This window comes from Desulfobacterium sp. N47 (genome assembly GCF_051233685.1).
Taxonomy (GTDB): Bacteria; Desulfobacterota; Desulfobacteria; order Desulfobacterales; family RPRI01; genus RPRI01.
The window spans coordinates 1-22,589 of sequence record NZ_JBAMMY010000318.1 but is presented as its reverse complement, the minus strand read 5'-3'; the positions used below and the strand labels follow the sequence as shown (position 1 = coordinate 22,589).

Here is a 22,589-nt window from a genome sequence, read left to right as displayed (position 1 = left end):
AAGTTGACGTAAGTGCTTGAAATACTTGGTATATAAATTGCAATGCATTTTACATGCCATCTTTTTATGTTTTGTGAAAAAATATCGCAAAATTTTAAAACCATGTTTGAACGGCTTCAAAAACAGTGAAACTTTAGTTATAATAGGTCACCAACTCTTTTTGTATGCAATACATGATAATCAATAGCATGCAACAGCAAAATAATAAACGCAGCAATTCTCGGTGAATGTAATTTTTGGTCATCAGATTGAAGAACATAGAAAAGTTTGCCGAAACATTGTGATAGAGGCAGAAAAATTATTAACAAAAGTCATGAAATTTAACAATGCAAATAAGGGGCGGATAAATTTGGGCAGTTTTTGACAATGGAAATCCACGGCAGAGATTCTATTCCTGCAAGCAACACAAGAGATTAAAAAAGGCAAAAAAGAAAAACAGCTTTATGGAGGAATACCTTTGTCCGGGTCAATAATAAATTCCAGCAGACTTTCAAACGAAGGAAATATGAGAATTCTTATCGTGCAGCGCAATTGGTTCCAGTATTCCTGCCGGGAAGTGAACTTGGCCCTGCATTTCTGATATATAATATCCGACAATTCCAGGATCTGGTGCGTAAAGAAAGCAAGAAAATTGAAAAGCAGCAAATTATACGACAAGTATTTATCCCCATGACCGAAATTGTGTTCAAGGTGATATCCCTGGTTTTTAAGAGTATTAAATGCTTCGTTTTCAATCTTCCATCTTGCCCGGCCGCCTTTAACCAGTTCGATAATATTGTCTTGCGTGATTGGAATATCAGTTGCCCAGCTGTTGTGATAAGTTGCTTTATTGCCTTTTTGAACATAGTGTATTCAAAATAATTGACGTTGTCGGCATCTTTTGTGCCGTTTAGGGCAATACCATTGACCCATTCATAAAAATGCCTTTGGCCTTTATAGTCTTTAATTTCAAGTTTATGGGTTTCGCCCATTTGGTGAAATTCTGTAAACCATTGGTAAAGAAGCTTATGATCGGTTGGTTTTGCAACGAGAATAAAAGACATGCCGTTTTGTTTGAGCTGATCAATAAATGGTTGTTTGGAGTACAGGCTGTCAGCGGTAATAATAATTTTTAATTTGGGATGGGTAGAGTTTATTTTTTTGATGATTCTTTTTCCGGCATTTATTTCACAATCCTGTTTTGTATTACCGTCAATATTTTGTATGGGTTCGGGTGCTAATGGAATAACCTGTTTTATGCCGGGGCAGATAATGGTAGCTGCCACCACCTGATGATAATAGGTTGTTTCATCTTTTTTTGTTTTTGTAAGGCAGCAGTTACAGGATATCTTATCCGAAGAAAAATACTGGACACCGTCTGATGCTACAAGGTATTTACCGTTTATGAATTTATACTGCTCCAGTTGTTTTCCCCGCTGGAGAGGGAGAAAGAAATCTTTGAATGCAAATTCAATTTCGGTTGACGGGATATTATCTATAGCCGATCTTAGTTGTGTGGACTGCGGTATAGCAGATACATTAAACATCGTTTTAAGATTGTTCAATTGTTTTATATCCTGCAATCGCTGTTGAAAGGCATTAATTGACGGGTCTTGAAAAACCATCATAGCAAAAGCGCTCTGGCAACAGTCATGCAGGCAATAGTCAACTTTACTTTCCTGGCGGGTATCTTCAAATTTATTCACCCGGCTGGAGATAAGTTTTCTTAATTCGCTAAAGCTAAGATGTTTTTTTGTATGCAAAGACAGCCTCTATAGTTCGATATAATATGTAACGAGGCTATCATAAGATAAAAAAGTCTGGAATTATATTTAGTAATATATCAATATGTTATAACTTTTATTGAAAATGCCCGGATTTTAAACAACCTGTTACTGATTGCGAAAAATAAACTCAAGATTTGTTCTGTGTGGTGATATTATGCAGCTTCTTAATTTCACCGAGAATTGCTGATGCTATATAAATAATACCCGCAATGAGGCACATGAATTGCATTAAGTTATACGTTATCTATATTCTGCAATGAACAAAGATAAAGCGCAACTTAAACGTTAAAAACTATTTTAAAAGCCGTTAGCGCCAGTTTCAAAACGTCCCGTTCAGGCCGATCTTTTGCGTTGGGCTCAGATTTTAATCCTCGAAATACTAAATGTATTCCTGTGGTTAAAATTTTCGCCCGCCTTGGCCTTGACCAAACTGAAACGTTTTAAAAGTGGCTCGTTATAATAAAAGAAAGGAATTATACAATGCCTGTGAAAAATATTGATATTGAAAGTGAAATTATAAACCGTGTTACGGATAATGGACTTTCCTGCGCTGATGCTTTTGAGATTGCATGGAAATTGCAAATTCCGGCTTGTGATATCGGAGCGGCTGCCGACCGGCTTAAACTTAAACTGGTTAAGTGTCAGCTTGGGCTGTTTGGGTACAAACCTGATAAAAAAATTGTAAAAGCTGAAGATTTTGTATCAAAAGAACTTGATGATGCCATACACAAATGTCTTGATGACGGCAAACTATTATGTGTCAAATCATGGGAAATTGCCGCTGCTTTAAACTTATCAAGATATTCCGTAAGTTGCGCATGCGAAACTCTTGGAATAAAAATAAAAGAGTGCCAGCTTGGGGCATTTTAACAGCTTTTAATTGCAGCACTGAGATTCTATGAATAAAATCCGTCTTAAATATTTATTTGTGGTACTTGTATTTATCACTTTTTGCGTTTATGCAGTCCGGGAAAAAGAATCTGAATACTCAAGTCTTGATACTATTCTAAAACATAAAGAAATAACTGTAATTACATTAAACAATGCCCATTGCTATTATTTTTACAAAGATCAGCCTATGGGGTTTGAATATGAACTGGCAAAAGCTTATGCAGAATATCTGGGCGTAAAGCTAAAAGTACAGGTAGTGGAAAAACCGGAAGATTTGATACCTGCATTGAAAAAGAACAAATATGCTTTTATTGCCGCAAATATCAAAATAGCTTCCAAAAGAAAAAAAGAGGTCGCTTTTTCAGATAGCTACATGAATGTCCGTCAGTGTATTATAGTAAGAAAAAATAATGCAAGCCATATTCAAAACAAAAAAGATCTTGAGGGACAAATTGTTCATGTTAGAAAAGGATCAACATATGAAGATCAGCTGAAAAAACTGAAAGAGCAAGGTATTAATCTGAAAATAGTATCCTGTAAAAACAGCTATGATGAAGAATTGATAGAAAAAGTTGCCCAGAAAAAAATTAAGATAACTATTGCATATTCAAATATTGCCAATCTTAACAGAAGATATTATCCACAGATAAATATTGCCGGAGCAATAAGTGACTATGAGCCTCTGGGCTGGGCGGTTGAGAGCAATTCCAAATCTCTTTTATTAAGTATTAATAATTTTTTTAAAAAGATAAAAAAGAACGGAAAATATGACTCAATCCGAAACAGATATTATTCGGGAATCGATTCTTTTGACAATACTGAAATAATTCTTTTTTATGTTATGATGAAAACAAGGTTTCCTGCATACAGCCAGATTATAAAAGAAGCCTCCACTGCTTATGGTTTTGACTGGAGGCTGATAACTGCCATGGCATATCAGGAATCCAGGTTTGATCCTTTTGCACAAAGCTATGCAGGAGCATACGGATTCATGCAGATAACTCCTGAAACAGCAATAAGCCTTGGATCAACTAATGTATTCGATCCTGAACAAAATATCTATACAGGCTTAAAGCATTTAAGAAATTTATATAATTATTATAGTGTTGCGTCACAACTTGATAGACTGCTTATTGCTCTTGCAGCGTACAATATAGGTGAAGGTCATATTTCAGATGCCATGGATCTTGCTGTTAAACAAAAATTAAATCCGAATACCTGGGCTTCTATTGCAAAAGTTCTTCCCTTATTGAGTGAGCAAAGGTATTATTCAAAAGCAAAATACGGATATTGCAGGGGCTCGGAAACGGTGGATTATATTAACCGGATTATGCATTATTATGAAATCTTAAAAAAAGATTCTATAAAACACAAAAAGAAGCATCGTACCGGAAATATAGCGAATTAAATGTTTTATATAATTGACAGTTTTTTTTAAAGATAAGGTATTTGGAGAAAAAAATGAATCGATGTCTCAATTTTATGTTTATACTTGCTTTGCTGCTGGGCTTATCTTTTTCAAATGTATATGCAATAGAGAAAAAGGATTTCCCGATAACTCCAAAAATGAATAACGGTAAAAAATGGCGAATTGCCTATCTTGAAGCCGGTGCTTATGAAAATTATACGGACAATCTGCGGGCACTGGTCATAGCCCTTTCAGACCTGGGCTGGGCTAAAAAGCCGGTTTTCCCGAAATCAGGTAATGCCATCAGCAGTAAAAAATTGTGGCTTTGGATATCAGATAATCTAAAAAGCGATTATCTTGAATTTGTTCCGGACGCCTGCTGGTCAAACAACTGGGATGAAAAACTGAGAGAAAAAAACAAAAAAATAATTCTTGAGCGTTTTAACCGTAAAAAAGATATTGATCTTGTATTGGCTATGGGAACTTGGGCCGGCCAGGATCTGGCAAATAATAAACATTCCGTTCCTGCTGTTGTAATATCTACCAGTAACCCTGTTGCCACAAAAATTGCAAAAAGCATATATGATTCAGGTTATGATCATCTGAACGTAAGAGTCGATCCGACCAGGTATGAACGTCAGATCAGGATCTTTTATGATATATTCAAATTTAAAAAGCTTGGGGTGGTTTTGGAACAAAATACAATCGAAGGAAGAAGTTATGCTGCAATTGATGATATTAACCGTGTTGCAAAAGAACGCGGATTTAACGTTATAACCTGTAATGCGCCGTTTTCTGATGTTTCCAGTGATGATGCATATAATGCCGTGTTGAAATGCAACCGGGAACTTGCTCCAAAAGTAGATGCCTATTATATAACAGTTCATCGGGGTGTAACACTTAAAAATATGGATAAATTACTGGCCCCTTTCATGCAATACAAAATACCAACGTTCTCACAGCGCGGAACGGAGGAAGTTAAATGCGGCGCACTGTTAAGCATTGCACGGGCAGGATTTAAATATGTTGCACGCTTTCATGCAGAAACTATTGCCAAGATATTTAACGGAGCCAAACCGCGGGTTCTTGATCAGCTTTTTGAAGACCCACCGCGAATTGCTATAAACCTGAAGACAGCCCGGATTATCGGCTACGATCCGGGAGTAGATATTCTTGGATCTTCCGATGAAGTATTTGAAGATATTGCCACACCCAGATAAGACGGATTTAATGCGAAGCGGGTTTGATAAGCTTCTCTATATTCAACTACTCTGTGATCTTAGTATATAAAAAATGGATTTTAAAATTCATCAGCATGGAAAGATAAGAAATGTCATTCCCGGATATTAACGGCAAACTAACAGAAAAACTTATTAAATCTGTTATTATTCCTCCAAAGAGCAAGATTGTGCTATCAGACAAATCTTATCAGATAAAGATTCTTGGTATAAATTATCTTGATCAGATAATGGAATTGCACCAGCTTATCATAGACAGATTAATCCGGAAGGATACGCTTGAACCCTTTACGACAGAGTTTATGAAGGAGCATCTCGGCAATAAAGGATTTATTATTGGCGCTGATTATGGAAAAAAACTAATTGCTTTCCGTAATGTCTACTTTCCGGATATCAATGAGAAAGAATGGAATCTTGGAATAGACTTGGGATTTGACGAAAGCATTCTTCATAAAGTTGCTAATCTGCAAATGGTTTGTGTTCATCCTGTCTATAGGGGGAATTCTCTTGCCCTGATAATGAACGGGAATGCCATAAGAATAATTAAAAGTTTAGGTAAATATGATCATATCTGTGCCACAGTTTCCCCATATAACTATTGGAATTTAAGAATTTTATTTGACAGCGGATTCGTGGTAAAAAAACTTACGACAAAATATAATGGAAAACTCCGATATATAGTTCATCGCAACCTGAAAGAAACGCAGCGCTTTGATCCTGTCTGCCATGAATCTGTTGTGTTAACAGATTTTACCAAACAATATGAACTGCTGAATAAAGGTTGGTATGGCACCGGTCTGATCATAAACAATGAAAGTGCAGGTCCGAATTCGTACGAAAAAATGCTGTTTGTTTTCTGTAAGCAAACATAATTGATAAACACCGGATGATTTATAAATATGCAATCGCAAAAATACTTCAGAAATGCCACCGGGTTTCGAGTTAAAATCATAGTAATAGTTGTTGCGATTCTATCTCTTTCTTATTCTTTAGGTTCATTTCTCAGCGTCTTGTCTTTTGAAAAAGTATATCTGAAAGCACTGACATCAAAATATGAAATTTTGAGCAAGGATCTGAAACGAAAAATTGAAACAGCACTTAAATTCGGCAAGCGCCTTGATGGTTTTGTGGGTATGGAAAACCTTGTTAAACCGCTTTATGAACAATCCAGGGATATTTCAGAAATATTTCTGACCGATGAAAAAGGCAATAAACTGTTTTACTCCGCCAAAGCTAAATTTATTATAGCAAGCGGCTCAACAGTAAGTAGTGAAGATAATATAACTATTATAAACCGTTCAATAGATACAAATGAAGGGTTACCTGTTGGCAAACTATTCGACTGGAATGCAAAAGATACCATTATCCGGGAATATAACGGCAAATACTATATTATGATTCCGGTTATCCCTCCATATGGCGGGAATAAGGGTATTTTAGGACTTACTTTCAGCAAATCGGTTATTGATGAAAAAGAAGCTGTCCTTATAAAAGCCTTTCGCAATAAACTGATTTTATCAATACTTCTTACATTCCTGCTTGTCGGTTTAATGATAGAATTTATTTTCATCAGGCCTGAAAGCAAACTTATAGCAAAGACCACAGAAGAAATATTTGATAATCCAAATTTATTTAAAACCGCTTCAGGAGAAGTTTCTGCGGAAGTAGAAGAAATTCACAGACAGATTTCCGAAAGGCTTGTGCATATGCAACAATCTGATAAAGATATTGCCGCCAATCTGTATAAACTGGAAAACCTTATGTCCGGTAACGAATCCGCCATAAATGAGATCCGGATTATGAGGGAGATCATCGATGGGAAATAAACGCCGGATCAGCCTTAATAAAAAAATCCTGCTTATTGCACTTAGTTTTATGGTGATTTCTCAGATAGTATATTTATATATTGACATCAGGTCATTTGAGAAAAGCTATGTTGAGATAATAAAGTCCAATCTATATGTTGTCGGTACCAGTATCAAAAACAATCTTGATGGTATTTTAGATAAAGGCATCCCTATAAACAAGCTTATTGGTTTGGAACCGTATTTTAATGAAACGCTGTCAGATGCTCCGAATTTAGCCTTCATAGCGGTTTATGATGAAGCTGGCAGATGCCTCTACTATTCCGATAGAAATGGATTTATTGAAGGCTCCACTGCTGATAAGACAGATAAAGATCTCATTAAAAGTGAAAGCGGCAGCAGGTTTGTCTTAAATTTTCCGCTCCAATCAGCCGGAGGCGGAATTAAAGGAAAGCTTATAACGGGTATTGACCAAAAAGTTATATCAAAGCAGATAAGATCGGTAATCATGGATACCGCTACAGTAATACTGATTTCAATTCTTGCAACAATTGATTTTTTGTTTTTTATTGTGGCTTTAACGATTGAAGTTCCTCTTAAAAGGGTTGCAGAAGATATCAGCCTTGCTAATAACCTTGAGCAGGCAGGGCTTCAGATCAAGAGAACCGGTATAGGTTTCTTTGATCAGGAGCTTGATCGGTTTGACCGTTACAGATACGATTTTATAGTAAAATGGCTAAGATTCAAAGAGTTGTTTTTCTCTTTTGGCAGGACTCTGCAATACCAAAATATAAAAAACCATTATCAGCCGGTCAAAGAAATAGAATCCATTATCAGCCGTTTCAGTTTCCAGCGTAAAGAGCATAACGGCCCGGCCATTATCGGATTGCCGGTATTAATCCGTCCTGCTTTATTTTTATTTGTATTTGCAGAAGCTCTCAGTATTTCTTTTCTGCCTCTTTATGCGGAAGAAATCTATCGTCCGCTATGGGGTTTTGGCAAAGAAGTGATAATCGGCCTTCCTATTTCAGCTTTTATGCTGTTTACTGCCCTTAGCTTTCCTGTGGGAGGAGCGCTCTCGGATACAATCGGTTACAGAAAATCCTTTGCCTTCGGGGCCTTAATCACAGCAACAGGACTCTTTTTAACCGGCACCGCAAACGACATTATTTATCTTATTTTGTACCGGTGCATAGTAGGAGCCGGATTCGGCATAGTATTTATCACGGCACAAAATTATATAGTATCAACCACTTCCATGTCTAACCGGGCCGAAGGAATGGCCATATTTCTTTCGGCGTTTTATGGAGGAACTCTTTGCGGTTCTGCAATAGGAGGGATGGTAGCTGAACGTATAGGATACAGAATATTGTTTTATTCAGGCGCAATTATTGCTCTTGCAGCTGTATTCTTCATTTATTTTTTTATTTTCGACCAGGACAGGACAGGGAAAAACTCTGAAGACGGAAAATTATTCAAGCAGTTTAAATCTTTTCTGCCTTTTCCGCGCGATATTATAAAGCTTCTGTCAAACCGGAATTTTGCAGCACTTACTTTTTTGCAGAGTATACCGAATAAAATATGCCTCATAGGATTTGTATATTATATTGCTCCACTTTTTTTAAAAAGTTTGGATTCAAGCCAGTCCGATACCGGCAGATATATAATGGGTTACAGTTTGATGATGATTCTTTTCAGTCAGGCGGCTTCAAAATTGACCGACAGGTATTTGTCCGCAAAGCCTTTTGTATTCTGGGGCGGGATTTTATCAGGTCTTTCGCTTATACCTTTTTTCTTCTTCAGCAATGTATGGATGATAGCAATAGGGATATTATTTCTCGGGCTGTCACATACCATTTCAGTGTCGAATCAGGCAAAACTGGCTTCCCAGCTTGAAGCGGTAAAGGAAATAGGCGTAGGCCCCGGACTGGGGATATACAGGCAGATGGAAAGGATAGGTAATGTTATTGCCCCTGTTCTTCTCGGATTTTTATCATCAATATTCGGGTATTCAAAAACTCTTGCATTTACCGGGATTTTTACGATTGTATTAAGTCTTGTTTTTCAGATTATTTACTGTGAGAAAACCGTTGCTTCCCCATGCGATTTAGAAACATAACATTGAGCGGAGATTTAATTGTATGAAAAAATACTTGCAAAGTATTATGGTATTAGCATGTCTGCTGAATACTTTTACTGCTTTTGGCCTTGATGAATTACCGGCAGTAAAAGAAGTTAAAACATATTCTTATACTGTAAATCAGCCATTTGCAGGCAGTCAGTCACCGGATGATGCAAAGATAGCAGCTGTTGCCAAAGGAAAAACCGAGGTGCTTGAAAATGCCGGCACTTACCTGGAATCAGTTACAGTTGTTGAAGATTTCGTGCTTACCAAGGATCAGAGTATTGCTATTGCATCAGGAGTTCTGTCGGTTGATATTTTATCGCAGAAAAATTATGCAACAGACCAGGGCTTTGGAATTATACTGGAGCTTAAAATAGATGTTGATACCAGCATTTTGGACAAAAGAGTAAGGCAGATCAAACAAGATACGGCTCTTATGGGAAAATACAGTGAGTTAAAGGATAGAGAGAATGAATTGTTGAAAAAAATTAAAATGCTTGAAAAACAAAACTCTGAGCTGTCACAACAGCCATCTAATAAAGAATTGCAGAAAAGAGAAGTTCTGGGAAAACAATATGAGGAAGTTATTGACGCTTTGCCTGCTATTGAACTGAATCAGAAAGCAATAGCATTGTGGGAGGGACACAAATATAAAGATCCTGAAAAAGCGATTGAATATTTAAACGAATCTATCCGGCTTGATCCGAAGACTCCTATTTCATACAACAACCGTGGTGTGGCATATTATAACATGGGAAACAGACAACTTGCTTTAGGAGATTTTAACCGCGCACTTTTGCTTGATGGAAATTATGCCGATGCCTACAATAACCGTGGGGTTATATTTATTGAACTCAGACAATATGATAAAGCAATTGAAGATTTTAATCAGGCTATAAGGCTTAATCCGCAAAGGGTCGATTCTTTCTTAAACCGTGCTTCTGCATATAAAAACATATGGCAATACCAGCTCTGTCTTGACGATCTTAAGCAGGCTTTATTGCTGGATCCAAACTATGCTGAGAAAACCTCCGGTAATACAAGTGCAAATATAGATCTTAACGAAATTGAGCGCTTGTGTGAAAATTCCCGTAAAGCATGCGGCCTTGGGTTATGTAAATCTAAAAAATATCTTGATGAAAGAGGGTTCTGCAGATAAATTTTATTACATTGCGCGCTTAATTATAAATTTAGAGTTATTTGCTTGAATTACTTCTTCGGGGGAGCCTGAGGCTATGGCACGACCTGACTTAATCAGCACCACATTGTTTGCAAGAGTCATGATTTCATCCAGATCGTGAGTAACATAAAGAATGGGCACGGACAGGTTTTTGGTGAGAGCAGTAATAAACGGGAGAACTTCCGCCTTGCGGGCGGCATCCAGGGAAGCAAGAGGCTCATCCATAAGAAGAATTGTAGGACTTGTTAGTAAAGCTCTGCCGATGGCGACACGCTGTTTTTCACCTCCTGACAGTTTGGCTGGTCTGCGGTCAAGCAGGCTTTCGATACCCAGAAGATTAACGACCTGATCAATTTTCACATAACGTTGTAAGGGTGGTATCAGGCGCATACCGTAAGTAAGGTTTGATAATACGTTAAGATGCGGAAACAGGCGGCCTTCCTGAAAAATATAACCGATTCGCCGTTTTTCCGGAGAGACATTTATTCCTTTATCCGAATCAAATAAACAGTTTCCGGCTATTGTGATATGCCCTTTGTCCGGGCGAAGAAGTCCTGCCACCATGTTGATGATGGATGTCTTTCCGGCTCCTGAGTCTCCATAAAGTGCGGTAATACCCGTTTCTTCGGAAGAAAACATAGCATTAATCCGGAAATCACCCTGTTTTTTTACAACATGTATATCTATCACCAATCAACCCCTTATATAGGCGGTAAATCTTTTTGACATAACTTCGGAAGCGACAAGCGCAGCCATGGCGACCACAACTGAAATAACACATAAGCGCATTGCACCGGCTTCCCCCCCCGGGGTCTGAGTAAGTGTATAAAGAGCCAATGGAAGCGTTTGCGTCTGTCCCTGGATATTTGATACAAAAGTAATCGTTGCTCCGAATTCACCAAGGCTTCGTGCAAAGGAAAGAATAAGTCCGGTAATGATTCCCGGTGTAATCAACGGAAGAGTGACGGTAAAAAACACTCTCATTGGCCCTGCGCCAAGTGTGCGGGCGGCATCTTCTATTCCCCTGTCCACGCCTTCAATAGAAAGCCTTACAGCTCTCACCAGCAGAGGAAAGGCCATAGCTGCGGCAGCAATCGCCGCACCCTTCCAGGTAAAGGCGATCGTAATGCCAAGATTTTTTAACAGCCAGGCGCCTATTATTCCTCTTTGTCCGAAAAGAAGAAGAAGTAAATATCCTATCACAACGGGAGGCACCACCAGCGGCAGATGTACCAATCCGTCAAGCAGAGATTTGCCCGGAAATTCAAAACGTGCCAGAATCCATGCAGCAAAAATCCCCGGAATCAGGCTGCCTGCCATGGCACAGCATGAAACCCAAAGACTTAAACGAAGCGCCTCCCATTCCATAATTGTCATACCAAGAAGTTCCATTATCGCGCACAATAAATAATTTTAAAGAGATTTAGGACAAAATCTGTTCCAACCCATAAGATATGCTGCTCCGGCAATAGTTGTTCCGTAAAAGATTACCGGCTTTTCAGTTAAAAACAGTCCTATTGAATCATTGACCAGTGTCGTACCTGTAACAAGAAGAACATCGGCCCATTTCAAGGCCTCATCCGTTTTATCAGGGCCTTCTGCAACTACACCGGATTTTTTGGTCCCGATGTTATCCGTATCCAGATCAAGGAGGCGTAAAGGAAATAATGAGGCTATTTCACGGGCAATGACCGGCTGGAATCCGACCTGGGTAATTTTAACCGTACCAAAATTTTGCTTTATATGCTTAACCATTTCGACAGCACATTTGCCGGGTTCCTTGTCACGACAGTGTAAAGTTCCTTTAACCACCCCCAAACTTCTTGTAACGGCATTCAGTGTGGCTGTGAAAACTGCACGCCGGTAGTTATTATTAAGGGGCATTGAAAGAATTTCTCCTAAAGTGCCTTTGAAATTACCGAACTGGTCTGTAAAAGCCTGACCGGGCGATCCGCGAAATTCTGCCTGCATGAGGCGTTCTTTTCCTTTCAGCAGGGGAAAATCCTTATCTTCAGGATTGCCGATTGCCTCTTCTGAAGTCAGGGTATTAGCGTATATATCTATATATTCTTCAAGAAGATTGTTTTGCAGACACAAATCAAAAAAGCGTTTTTTTAACTCATCCCGGATTAAACTCATTATTGTCATCCTTTGCAAAAAGGTTAATTCTGCAAAACGGTAAAGCCATATTTTTCAAATATGACTCTTGCTTCCGGTGTTTTCAAAAATTTCATAAAATCAAGAGCCGCAGGAGTTTGCCTGCCGGCAACCAACGCTGCAGGATATAAAATAGGTGAGTGGCTTTCTTTGGGAAACATGCCGGCAATTCTGACCTTTTTTGTAATAGCGGCATCCGTGGCATAAACAATACCCACCGGCGATTCCCCCCGTTCAACCAGCATAAGCGCAGTACGAACATCCTTTGACCGGGCAACTTTGTTTTTTATGCTGCCCCATACACCCAGATTCTCAAGAGACTGTTTTCCATAAATTCCTGCAGGCACATGATCAGGGTCACCCATGGATAAATATCCGTTTCCCAAAAGTTTGGAAAGATCAAAATTTGCTTTAATGTCTATTTTTTTGATGCTGCTGTCAGCCGGAACAATAAGAACAATTCTGTTGCTTAAAAGATTAAACCGGGAAGAGCTGTTTATCATTTGTTTTTCTTCAAGATAATCCATCCATTTATAATTGGCGGAAATATATATATTTGCGGGAGCCTGGTTTTCAATCTGTTTTGCCAGAGCTGACGATGATGCAAAAGATGGAATGAATTCAACCTTTTTTTGCTCAGAAAATATTTTACCTATTTCTGTTAATGCATTGGTCGTTGAAGCTGCTGCAAAAACGGTAATGGATTCAGTCCCTGAATCTGCAACAGATATTGTTGAATATACACCCAGAATCAAAATTACAATAACCAATAGGGAAAAACTTTTTGAAATCAATCTTGTTTTCATGTCATACTCCTTTCCTCAAAAAAATATATAGATATTAAATATCTTGCCATTTATTCACAAATCACTTATAAAATATATGACGTCTATAATTGTCATAAATCTTATTGACCATATTAATGCAATTTATAATTGTCAATCTTTAATTTTTAAATTAATAAATTTATATAGTTTTCAATCGGAGGATATGCAGTGAGCGGATCAGATAAACAGGCTATAACTTGCCGTCTAAAAGTAATCCGACAGTCAGCAGGAATATCTCAAATTCAGCTTGCTTCTCTGGTGGGGATAAAAAGGCAGGCTGTTTATGATATAGAATGTGGCAAATACGTTCCTAATACATCGGTGGCTTTGCAAATGGCAAAGATTCTCGGCTGTAAGGTAGAAGACCTTTTTTATCACAACCTGCCTGAACGCACAGACAATATCAGCCTTGCTGACAAAAGCATTTCTCCTAATAATAGAATATCTGTTGTGAAGATACGCGACAGGCTTGTTGCTTATTCTCTTGAAGGAAGGAATTCATCAGGACATAGCTTTCAGGCGGCTGACGCTATTCTGGAAGCCGATGGGAAGACAGTAAAATTTTTTAAAGACTTTAACACGATAGAAAAAACCGCCCTGTTGCTGGGATGTGACCCGGCTTTAGGAATACTTGCCTGCCATGTGGCCCGGCAATGTTTTGATGTTAGTCTTAAATGCCGGTTTGCTTCCAGCGGACAGTCTCTCAAGCATCTGGCGGCGGGGCAAACCCATATGGCTGCGACACATATGCATGATTCGGGCAAGGAACAATCCAATATAACTTATGCAAAAAAAATATTAGGAGGAACTCCTGCAAATGTAATAGCTTTTGCAAATTTTGAGGAAGGCCTTATGATATCAAAAGGTAACCCTCATAAAATCAATCGTATATCCGATCTTGTAAAAGGATCTGTACGATTTGTAAACCGGGAACCCGGTGCGGCCTTACGTACACTTCTTGATGATCGCCTTGAAAGCCTGGATATTCCATCCGATAAGATTGCAGGTTACAATAATATTGTTTTTAGCCATGAAGAAGGAGCGCAGATGCTGGCTTACGGTCTTGCAGATGCAGCTTTGGGGCTAAGAGCCGTTGCTTCTGCCTGGGGGCTAGATTTTATTACAATTGAAACGGTTCGTTGCGATATTATAATCCCAACTGACTTAATGGACCATCATGCTATACGCACGATGCTTGATATACTCCAAACACGAGCATTTCGTGATGAACTTGCTCAACTTCCCGGCTATGAGAATAAAGAAACCGGTAAAATGATTACTGCCATATAGAAATCCTTTTTTAGATAATCTGAGCCAATTGAGGTATTTTGTTTTCGGTTTCTTTTAAGGAGTTATTCACTTATAATGGATTTGCATAGATTGCGCGTTGAGTATGTTTTTATTCCTGGGCTCTGATATCAAGATGTTCTGAGATATGTTTTTGATTTTGCTCCTGTCGGTTCCCTTCAAGTACGAGTCGTTTTGCTTCTTCTATTCCGGTCCTAAATTCGAGCGCTGAATTCGTCTCGATGGCAAGGCGGGTGAATGATCGAAGAACCTGATCAGTTAAGGCTTTCGGCAGATATGAAAGGGATCTTCTGGAAAGAATGACATTATCTAAGACCCGGGACATTTCCAAACAGTTATTTATATTCGTCTCGACGTACAATTTTGCGCCAAAGATTCCGTATCTTGAGCGTTTTATGAGAACTCCGGTTTGAGCAATGCTGATAAAGGCAGATTCCCTGCTTATCCAATCTACACGAGCAAAGCATGCTCTTGCATCATCAATATATCGAATCAGTTTCCCCACGATTCTTACCTCACAGCCAAAATTTTAATTATTATAATTACCTTGAAAAACAAAAAAGGCACCCTTAAGTCAAATTTTACAGAATTTGATTTGGTTTAAAAACATCTTATTATTCTCATGTCAATAGAATAAAAAGGGCAGGATAATGGATGCAATTCCGGATGTAATGTATCATGGGATGCCAAAGAGCCGTTGCAGAACAAATTTTTTTGAACTCAATCGACCCGGATTAAAGTCAAAATATTCATTGACCATGCATATTGCCCGGGATATGTTCCGGCAGTATTATAATTTTTATTCTGAGGAGCCACTTTCAAAACGTTTCAGTTTGGTCAAGGTCAAGGCGGGCGAAAATTTTAACCATAGGAATACTTAGTATTTAGAGGATTAAAATTTGAGCCCAACGCAGAGATCGGCCTAAATGGGACGTTTTGAAACTGGCTCTGAGGTTGAGTGATATAAAGTGACATTGACAGAGTTTATTAAATCGAATTATTTCAATTTTATTTTTTGATAGTAACCGGGTTGATTAAATGCTTTGTAAAAACAGGAAAAAATCAAAATGAATGTCGGCTTGGCTCTTGGAAGCGGGTCTTCTCGCGGGTGGGCACATATCGGAATTATTCGTGCGCTGTCCGATATAGGCATTGAGCCCGGAATTATTTGCGGCACATCGATAGGCGCACTGGTTGGAGCATCTCATGTGTCAGACAAACTTGAAAAACTGGAAGAATGGGTGGGCTCGCTAACCAGGTTTAAAATAGCAAGATTTTTCGAGATTAATACCAGACTAAATGGATTTGTTAAAAAGGAGCGGTTTCAGGATTTTCTAAAAGAATATGTTGCTAACGATGATGCTATAATAGAAAATCTGGCAAAACAGTATGCTTCCGTTGCCACAGACCTGGAAAGTGGCAGAGAAATGTGGCTAACGAAAGGATCTTTGATAGAGGCCGTTTGGTCATCTGTTTCTCTGCCCGGTCTGTTTCCGGCAATAAGAAATAATGGCAAATGGCTTGTAGATGGCGGTCTTGTCAATCCGGTTCCTGTTTCGGTCTGCCGTGCATTGGGGGCAGATATTGTTATTGCTGTTAATTTGAATGGTGATATTGTTGGTAAACATTTTGATAAGCCGGAAGATACGATAAAAAAAGAAAACGGTGTTGTAAGTAAAATTACCGATTGGGTTATAGATAATACCGGTTCCGTATTTTCGACGAACAGGATAAAAGATCAACCACCCAGCTTGTTTGAATCAATTGCCGGTTCAGTAAACATTATTCAGGACAGAATTACGAGAAATCGTATAGCTGGTGATCCCCCGGATATTTTGCTTTCCCCCAAACTATCACATATAGGATTATTGGAATTTTATCGTGGAAAGGAAGCTATAAGGGAAGGTAATGATTGTGTGCGAAGAATGTTGTCTGAAATAAAACACGCAATAGACGCGGCTTAACATTGTCTATCCACAAACTATAATCTTGCGGTCCATATCTGCGTTCGGGCGTTTTTGAAATACTCGACGTAAACACACCTATTTTTCAAAACTGCTACGGCCTTGATCTGAACTGCAATCTGTCATTTCAGGACGGACACTGACTACCGGGTTTAGCTTTAACAATTTTTTTAATTGAAAAATTCGACAAGACTGCAAAAAAGAAAGGCCTTTACAACAGTTTTGACTATCGACCTCCGGTATTGCAGTTTTATCATTGTTTTGTGCTCTGGCCGGCTTTTGATAAAGGGTTCACGTGAAAATATTACACAAATTTAAGTTCAGGAGATATAATGGACACATTATTATTGAAAAAAATAGATCTTGAAAGCGGCCTGGAATTGGAGATTTATGACGTATCGAGAAAATTGGCCGGTGACAGATGGTATGTTGGATTTATTGCCCGTATTGAAATACCTATAACTTTTATTGCAGACTATGCCGATTCATCTGAGATTGATATGGAAAAGATGAAAGATGTGCTGGGTGAAACCGTTCGGTTTGAACAGAAGCGCGACCGCCATTATATCGACGAAAAGAATAAGGATGCCATGTTGCAAGGTCTCATAGATGATTTCCTGGCGACCACCCTGCAGTATTTTTCCGGAAAAGATTTTGCGAAGAAGTATGCCCTTCAGGTATACGGAAAAAGGCTTGAAAAAACATCATGGTATAAAGCGTGAACTGTCCTGGAATGTTAAGATTATATAAAAACAGCCGAAAGTGATATCTTGAAAGGCCATTGACAATAACATAAAATTATAGTTGACATGAAATATATAATCTGGTCAATAACAAGCTCCAAAAAAATGGTAGCTATTAAATATAAGCAATTAACCGGAGGTGGTTTATGAAATATAACAGAATTTACAATTTTAACGCAGGGCCTGCAGCTTTGCCTTTAAGCGTTCTTGAAGAAGTAAAAGAATCTTTTTTAAATTTTGCCGGCTCAGGAATGTCAATTACGGAAATAAGCCACAGATCAAAAACTTTTGACGAAGTAATAAATGATGCTGTCCTAAGAACAAAAAGGCTTTTAAAACTGGATGATAGATATCATGTTCTTTTTCTTCAGGGAGGAGCAAGCCTTCAGTTTGCGATGGTTCCCATGAATTGTCTTCCGGACGGCAAATCAGCCGATTATGTTGAAACAGGGACATGGTCTACAAAAGCTATCAAAGAAGCACAGATACTTGGAAAAAATATAAATATTGTGGCTTCTTCCAAAGATAAAAATTTCTCCTATATTCCCTATGATGTAAAGTTTAATAATGAATCCACATATGTTCACATTACATCCAATAACACAATAAAAGGAACTCAATGGGCCAGGTTTCCGGACACAAAAGGAATACCTATAGTCGCCGACATGTCTTCAGATATAATGAGCAGGGTATTTGATCCAAAACCTTTTGGGATAATTTATGCCGGGGCACAAAAAAATATAGGCCCGGCCGGGGTTTGCATGGTAATCATACGAGAGGATATGCTTAAACTTATTCCGGATAATCTTCCGACAATGTTGAAATACACTACATTTTCCAATTCCAATTCGTTGTATAATACTCCTCCCAGCTTTTCCATATACATTATTCAGCTTGTATTAAAATGGCTGGAAGAAACTATAGGAGGCATTGATAAAATTGAAGCGATTAACAAAGAAAAAGCTGGTCTTTTATATCAAACCATAGATTCCGGTGATTTTTATAAGGCAACAGCAAAGCAAGACAGCAGGTCTTTGATGAATGTAACCTTTCGTCTTCCCAGTGAAGAGCTTGAAGCTAAATTCATTCAGGAAGCAACTAAAAACGGTCTGGGCGGTCTTAAAGGGCATCGTTCTGTTGGCGGATGCCGTGCATCTATTTATAATGCAACAAATATGGAAGGTATCCGGGCTTTAACCGATTTTATGAAAAACTTTGAACAAAAAAATGGTTAACCCTGGCTATGTAAATAAAACCATTTAAAAAGCCTTTTCAATAAACATTCAAAACTGCCAGCATAAAATCCTGTGCTTTGATGAGCATTATAGTTGTTCATCAAAGCACAGGATTTTTATCAGCCTAATATTTCAGGCTTTCCTGTTTAACAGACCTACGGGTTATTTATGCTTTGATACTTCCACCAGGTAGATTTCCACTTCCTTTTCTTTTCCTTTGAGAGGCTGTGCAGGAAGTTTTTTCAAGCCTATAATATCCGTTATATTTGTCATTTCAGCCTGGATGGCATTAAAAACCGGACCACTGATCAATATCTCGTTCGACCCGGCAACAGATTGAATCCGTTGGGCCACATTTACTGCATCGCCTATAACAGTATAATTCATATGATCTTCAGACCCTATATACCCTGCCACCACTTCCCCTGAGTTAATGCCCACTGTCAGTGTCAACGTCGGCCATCCCTTGTTACGGTTTTCTTCATTGAATTGGTTCAGGGCTTGTAGCATGTCAATAGCGGTTTGAACCGCCCGGAGAGGATCATCTTTCCGGGAAAGAGGAGCGCCGAATATTGCCATCATACCGTCTCCCATCAGTTTGTCCAAAGTACCATGATGCCGGAAAATGATCGGGGTCATGCAGGAAAAATATAAATTCAGAATCCTCACAACCGTTTGATGGTCTATTTTTTCGGACAAGGAGGTAAATCCCTGAAGGTCGGCGAAAAGAATCGTAACATACTTTCTTTCGCCGCCTAGTCGAAGGTTTTCTTTTGTATCTATTATTTTTTCCCTTACGGTGGCGGAAAAAAACCGGCTCAGATTGAGTCGTTGCTTTTCTTCCTGAATCATCTGTCCGTATATTCTTGAAAGAATTATGCCTGTGGCAATACCATCGCTTACCAGGCTTAAAAAGCGAATCATGTTAGGATCAAACCCGCTCGTTTCCTTTCGACGAAACCTGAGAATCCCTATACAGTTTTTATTATGCAGAATCGGCAGGCAGAGAATAGCCCCGCCGGATTCTTCCGCTTCCGCCTCAATCTGAACCATGTTATCTGTTACAACAACAGGTTCTTTATTTATGAACGCTTTTTTTGTTGCATCTGCTTCCATGGTCTGCCTGTGTTCGGATACTGTTTGCTTTCCCACCATGGCAACAGTATCAAGCAACTGGTTCCCATGGTCAAACAACACCAGAGTGACATTCTCAAAAGACAGGCTTCGCTTCAAAACCAAAAGCTGATTTTCCCAAAAAACACGGGTGTCCAGATCATTAATTAAGCGCAGCGTTTCCCCAAGTTCTTTTAATATTGATAATTCTTTTATCTTTGCTTCATACCCTGTTTGAATTTTAGCGACCTGAAGTTTATAGATATCCCGCTCCCGGGTCACCTGCGAAAGATTTTCCATTGTTTCCTTATCAACCGGCATGTGTAAATCTCCTTATGTCAATGAAAAGAGCTCCCGGTTATCTTCCAGAATTGTTGCCATCTCTTTGGCCATGCTTTCAAGCATCTTGCTGTCTATCCCTTTAAAAACCCGTTTCAGAACGGAAAACTGTCCATAAGCCAGAGAGGTTGAAGGTGCAGCGGATTCCGCTGCGTATGTTATTTTATGATAGAGATAATCGGATAGGCTGATAATGGCCGGCAGAGAAGATATCTCATGTGCATCATCCGGCTGGTGCTGGTGATGACAGGCAATAGCTTGGGATAAACTCTCAGGAAGGTTCCATCGGTTTGCTACAAATTTGCCGATCATCGCATGGTTCAGCTCAAATTTTTCTTCTTCCATCTCATATACGGGAAGCTTATACTTTACGGCAGTTCGATAGGCGTTATTGTATAGTTCCGGAAAATGTTCAATCAAAAAAATCTTTCCTGTATCATGTATCAGACCTGCTGTAAAAGCACCGGAACCCTTAATCACCGGAAGTTTTCGGCATAAATTTTCAGCAATGATGGCTGTTCCAATGGAGTGGTGCCACAATGCATTGGGATTTTTCAGCCCGTCCGCACTGAAATTCTGAAAAGTTTTGGCGGCTGACAATCCAAAGGAGAGGTTTTTAATCTCATCCGTTCCGAGTATCATAACCGATTCCTTTACCGTATCTATTTTACGTGAAACACCATAAAATGCTGAATTGACAATCTTTAGCAGCTTTAAAGTCAAGGAGGCATCCGTTTCAATAACCTTGACCAGGGCATCGATAGTAGCATCGGGATCGGCAAGAATGTTAAACAGCTTAAGCGCTACAACAGGCAAAACGGGCAGCGACTCAATGTCATTGAGCATAGCTGTAATGCTTGCAGCGTTTCGCTTTCTGTCTTCCAACCCCTCTTCTATTGTCATTGAATAAATAATTTCTTCAAGATGCTTTTCCAGTTGTTTATCTGATACCACCCAGGGGTTGGAATTTATAATTTTTTCGAGGGCAGGAGCTGCTTTATAGTCAAAGGGAAGTCGATTTAAAAAATCCCGTTGCTCTTTATTAGTCAGGTTGCTGAGACCATGCCACAGAGTTTTGGGGTCAAGTGAGAGCAATCGCTGAAATAACCGTCCTCTTGCCCGTGTGAAGTAGAGTTGAATAGTTCCGATCCTTTGCTGGTCCCGCGCGCGCTCAGAAGCACCTTCCGCGTATTTTGGCAAAGCAACGCGTATCTCTATCGGATCTTCAGATACAATATCGTCTGTTAGTGGGTGTGCCTGCTGAAATAAATTGGAAATCGACAGCCCCTCGTCCGGGAAGATGGAAAAATCGACTTTTGCACGCGTCGACCCCGGCAGTAACTCCTGAATGGCCTGCTTGATTTTGTTTTGAACCAGCAGGGCGCCCTTCCGGTCCGTTGTAAAACCCAATAACAGCAACTGGTCCTCATCGATTCCGATTACTGTATCGCTCTCACGGAAATACATGCTGAATTTTTCCTGAAAATCTCCCAGCATTGATGGTAAAATGATATCAGGATAATCTGATGATATCTGTACCCGAAAGAAGGCAAGAGAGGTTCTGCCCCTGAGAGCTTTGCTGAGTTCTTTTTTAAGCATCATATAATGCTTTTTCACAAGGCGGAAATGTCCGTTTGAATCGGTAATCACGGTTTCAATTTCGGTGATACACCCTAATTCGTCAAGGCTTGCCTGAAACATTTCCGCTTCGTTTTGACTTGAAACTTCACAAACTATTCGTGGCAAGTCAGACAACAGGCGTTTGATTTTCTGCTTCGTCAATAAATTTCCGCGGCTAAAAAACGAGACAATTTTAGCAATATTGGCATTTTTAGCGATTCTGTAGAGTACGATTTGAAGGTTTTCTTCCTTCATAGCAACTGAATCCTTGTTAACCTGGGTATATGAAAAAACCGCTTTATTTTTTATGAATCTCTGTGCCGATCCATTTTTCAATAAAAGAATACGAAGCTATATATAAACTATGACTTGTTTTTTGCAATAACATAATTTTTACCAAATTGCGCATGGCTGTGCTACAAGTATTGAACCGGTTTGAGAACTGAGGTATGGCAGGAAGGATTTTTGAAAAAGGCGGCGTCAAAATGTCCAAACATCACGCTAAATAAAATATAGCGCCTAAATCTATGTTCGCATTTCTATAACTTGTTTATTTAAAATATTAAGTTGAGATAAGTCGCATAGAAGCTTAACCCTATCCGTCCCAAGGCATCGACAGTTCCCGGCACCCCTACCAAGCAAATAGTATACCGAAAGAAACCATGGAATGAACACAAAGACGCATTTCAATCCCTGATCAAAAAAATATTTTAGCATTTGCCATAATAACTTGAGAGTCCAAAGTTCTCACAGTTGGTTTAAGCTCAACCATTTAACATCCATTAAATTATTACATACATTGATAATGCTTTAACAGATAGCATAGTATGTGTATATATAAAAATATAAAACGTACGTAAAATAATTATT

Annotated in this window: 19 protein-coding genes; 11 read left to right on the top strand and 8 right to left on the bottom strand. The window is 38.9% G+C overall.

Annotation, left to right across the window (positions count from 1 at the left end; all coding sequences use genetic code 11):
• Positions 1-515: 515 nt before the first annotated feature.
• Positions 516-1,742, bottom strand: a complete 1,227-nt coding sequence (locus VXK47_RS20355; RefSeq protein ID WP_435550622.1) for a hypothetical protein — start codon at positions 1,740-1,742, stop codon at positions 516-518.
• A gap of 504 nt (positions 1,743-2,246) precedes the next feature.
• Here VXK47_RS20355 and VXK47_RS20350 point away from each other — a divergent pair.
• From VXK47_RS20350 to VXK47_RS20320, 7 genes are all read left to right on the top strand, one after another.
• Positions 2,247-2,636 (top strand): hypothetical protein, encoded by a 390-nt coding sequence (locus VXK47_RS20350; protein ID WP_435550621.1) that lies wholly within the window; start codon positions 2,247-2,249, stop codon positions 2,634-2,636.
• Between the two features lie 28 nt (positions 2,637-2,664).
• Positions 2,665-4,065, top strand: a complete 1,401-nt coding sequence (mltF, locus tag VXK47_RS20345) for a membrane-bound lytic murein transglycosylase MltF (RefSeq protein ID WP_435550620.1) — start codon at positions 2,665-2,667, stop codon at positions 4,063-4,065.
• A gap of 53 nt (positions 4,066-4,118) precedes the next feature.
• Positions 4,119-5,285: an ABC transporter substrate binding protein gene (locus VXK47_RS20340; RefSeq protein ID WP_435550619.1), complete on the top strand. Its 1,167-nt coding sequence runs from the start codon at positions 4,119-4,121 to the stop codon at positions 5,283-5,285.
• Between the two features lie 110 nt (positions 5,286-5,395).
• A complete protein-coding gene (locus VXK47_RS20335; RefSeq protein ID WP_435550618.1) occupies positions 5,396-6,175 on the top strand; it encodes a hypothetical protein in 780 nt (259 codons plus the stop codon).
• Positions 6,176-6,202: 27 nt separating this feature from the next.
• Positions 6,203-7,129, top strand: a complete 927-nt coding sequence (locus VXK47_RS20330; RefSeq protein ID WP_435550617.1) for a hypothetical protein — start codon at positions 6,203-6,205, stop codon at positions 7,127-7,129.
• Positions 7,119-9,227 carry an MFS transporter gene (locus VXK47_RS20325; RefSeq protein ID WP_435550616.1) on the top strand — a complete coding sequence of 703 codons (2,109 nt, stop codon included), beginning with the start codon at positions 7,119-7,121 and terminating at the stop codon, positions 9,225-9,227. Before VXK47_RS20330 ends, VXK47_RS20325 begins: the two co-directional genes overlap by 11 nt.
• A 22-nt stretch (positions 9,228-9,249) precedes the next feature.
• Complete coding sequence (locus VXK47_RS20320) at positions 9,250-10,392, top strand: tetratricopeptide repeat protein (protein ID WP_435550615.1); 1,143 nt, start codon at positions 9,250-9,252, stop codon at positions 10,390-10,392.
• Between the two features lie 6 nt (positions 10,393-10,398).
• Here the strand turns inward: VXK47_RS20320 and modC are convergent, their stop codons facing one another.
• Genes modC through modA form a run of 4 tightly spaced genes read right to left on the bottom strand, consistent with a single transcriptional unit; the run spans position 10,399 to position 13,376 of the window.
• Positions 10,399-11,103, bottom strand: coding sequence for a molybdenum ABC transporter ATP-binding protein (gene modC, locus VXK47_RS20315; RefSeq protein WP_435550614.1), 705 nt, complete (start codon positions 11,101-11,103; stop codon positions 10,399-10,401).
• A 3-nt stretch (positions 11,104-11,106) separates the two neighbouring features.
• Positions 11,107-11,790, bottom strand: coding sequence for a molybdate ABC transporter permease subunit (modB, locus tag VXK47_RS20310; protein WP_435550613.1), 684 nt, complete (start codon positions 11,788-11,790; stop codon positions 11,107-11,109).
• A 36-nt stretch (positions 11,791-11,826) separates the two neighbouring features.
• Entirely contained in the window at positions 11,827-12,552 is a 726-nt protein-coding gene (locus tag VXK47_RS20305; RefSeq protein WP_435550612.1) for a Rossmann-like domain-containing protein, read from the bottom strand.
• Positions 12,553-12,575: 23 nt separating this feature from the next.
• Positions 12,576-13,376, bottom strand: a complete 801-nt coding sequence (gene modA / locus VXK47_RS20300) for a molybdate ABC transporter substrate-binding protein (RefSeq protein WP_435550611.1) — start codon at positions 13,374-13,376, stop codon at positions 12,576-12,578.
• Between the two features lie 189 nt (positions 13,377-13,565).
• Between modA and VXK47_RS20295 the strand changes: the two genes are divergently transcribed.
• Positions 13,566-14,687 (top strand): substrate-binding domain-containing protein, encoded by a 1,122-nt coding sequence (locus VXK47_RS20295; RefSeq protein ID WP_435550610.1) that lies wholly within the window; start codon positions 13,566-13,568, stop codon positions 14,685-14,687.
• Between the two features lie 109 nt (positions 14,688-14,796).
• Here VXK47_RS20295 and VXK47_RS20290 read toward each other — a convergent pair whose 3' ends face one another.
• Complete coding sequence (locus VXK47_RS20290; protein WP_435550609.1) at positions 14,797-15,210, bottom strand: hypothetical protein; 414 nt, start codon at positions 15,208-15,210, stop codon at positions 14,797-14,799.
• A gap of 562 nt (positions 15,211-15,772) precedes the next feature.
• Here VXK47_RS20290 and VXK47_RS20285 point away from each other — a divergent pair.
• From VXK47_RS20285 to serC, 3 genes are all read left to right on the top strand, one after another.
• Positions 15,773-16,669, top strand: coding sequence for a patatin-like phospholipase family protein (locus VXK47_RS20285; protein ID WP_435550608.1), 897 nt, complete (start codon positions 15,773-15,775; stop codon positions 16,667-16,669).
• A gap of 332 nt (positions 16,670-17,001) precedes the next feature.
• Entirely contained in the window at positions 17,002-17,391 is a 390-nt protein-coding gene (locus VXK47_RS20280) for a hypothetical protein (protein WP_435550607.1), read from the top strand.
• 167 nt (positions 17,392-17,558) lie between these two features.
• Entirely contained in the window at positions 17,559-18,647 is a 1,089-nt protein-coding gene (gene serC, locus VXK47_RS20275; RefSeq protein ID WP_435550606.1) for a 3-phosphoserine/phosphohydroxythreonine transaminase, read from the top strand.
• A gap of 162 nt (positions 18,648-18,809) precedes the next feature.
• Here the strand turns inward: serC and VXK47_RS20270 are convergent, their stop codons facing one another.
• Positions 18,810-20,081, bottom strand: coding sequence for an adenylate/guanylate cyclase domain-containing protein (locus VXK47_RS20270; protein WP_435550605.1), 1,272 nt, complete (start codon positions 20,079-20,081; stop codon positions 18,810-18,812).
• Between the two features lie 12 nt (positions 20,082-20,093).
• Positions 20,094-21,974 (bottom strand): HDOD domain-containing protein, encoded by a 1,881-nt coding sequence (locus VXK47_RS20265; protein ID WP_435550604.1) that lies wholly within the window; start codon positions 21,972-21,974, stop codon positions 20,094-20,096.
• Positions 21,975-22,589 lie beyond the last annotated feature (615 nt).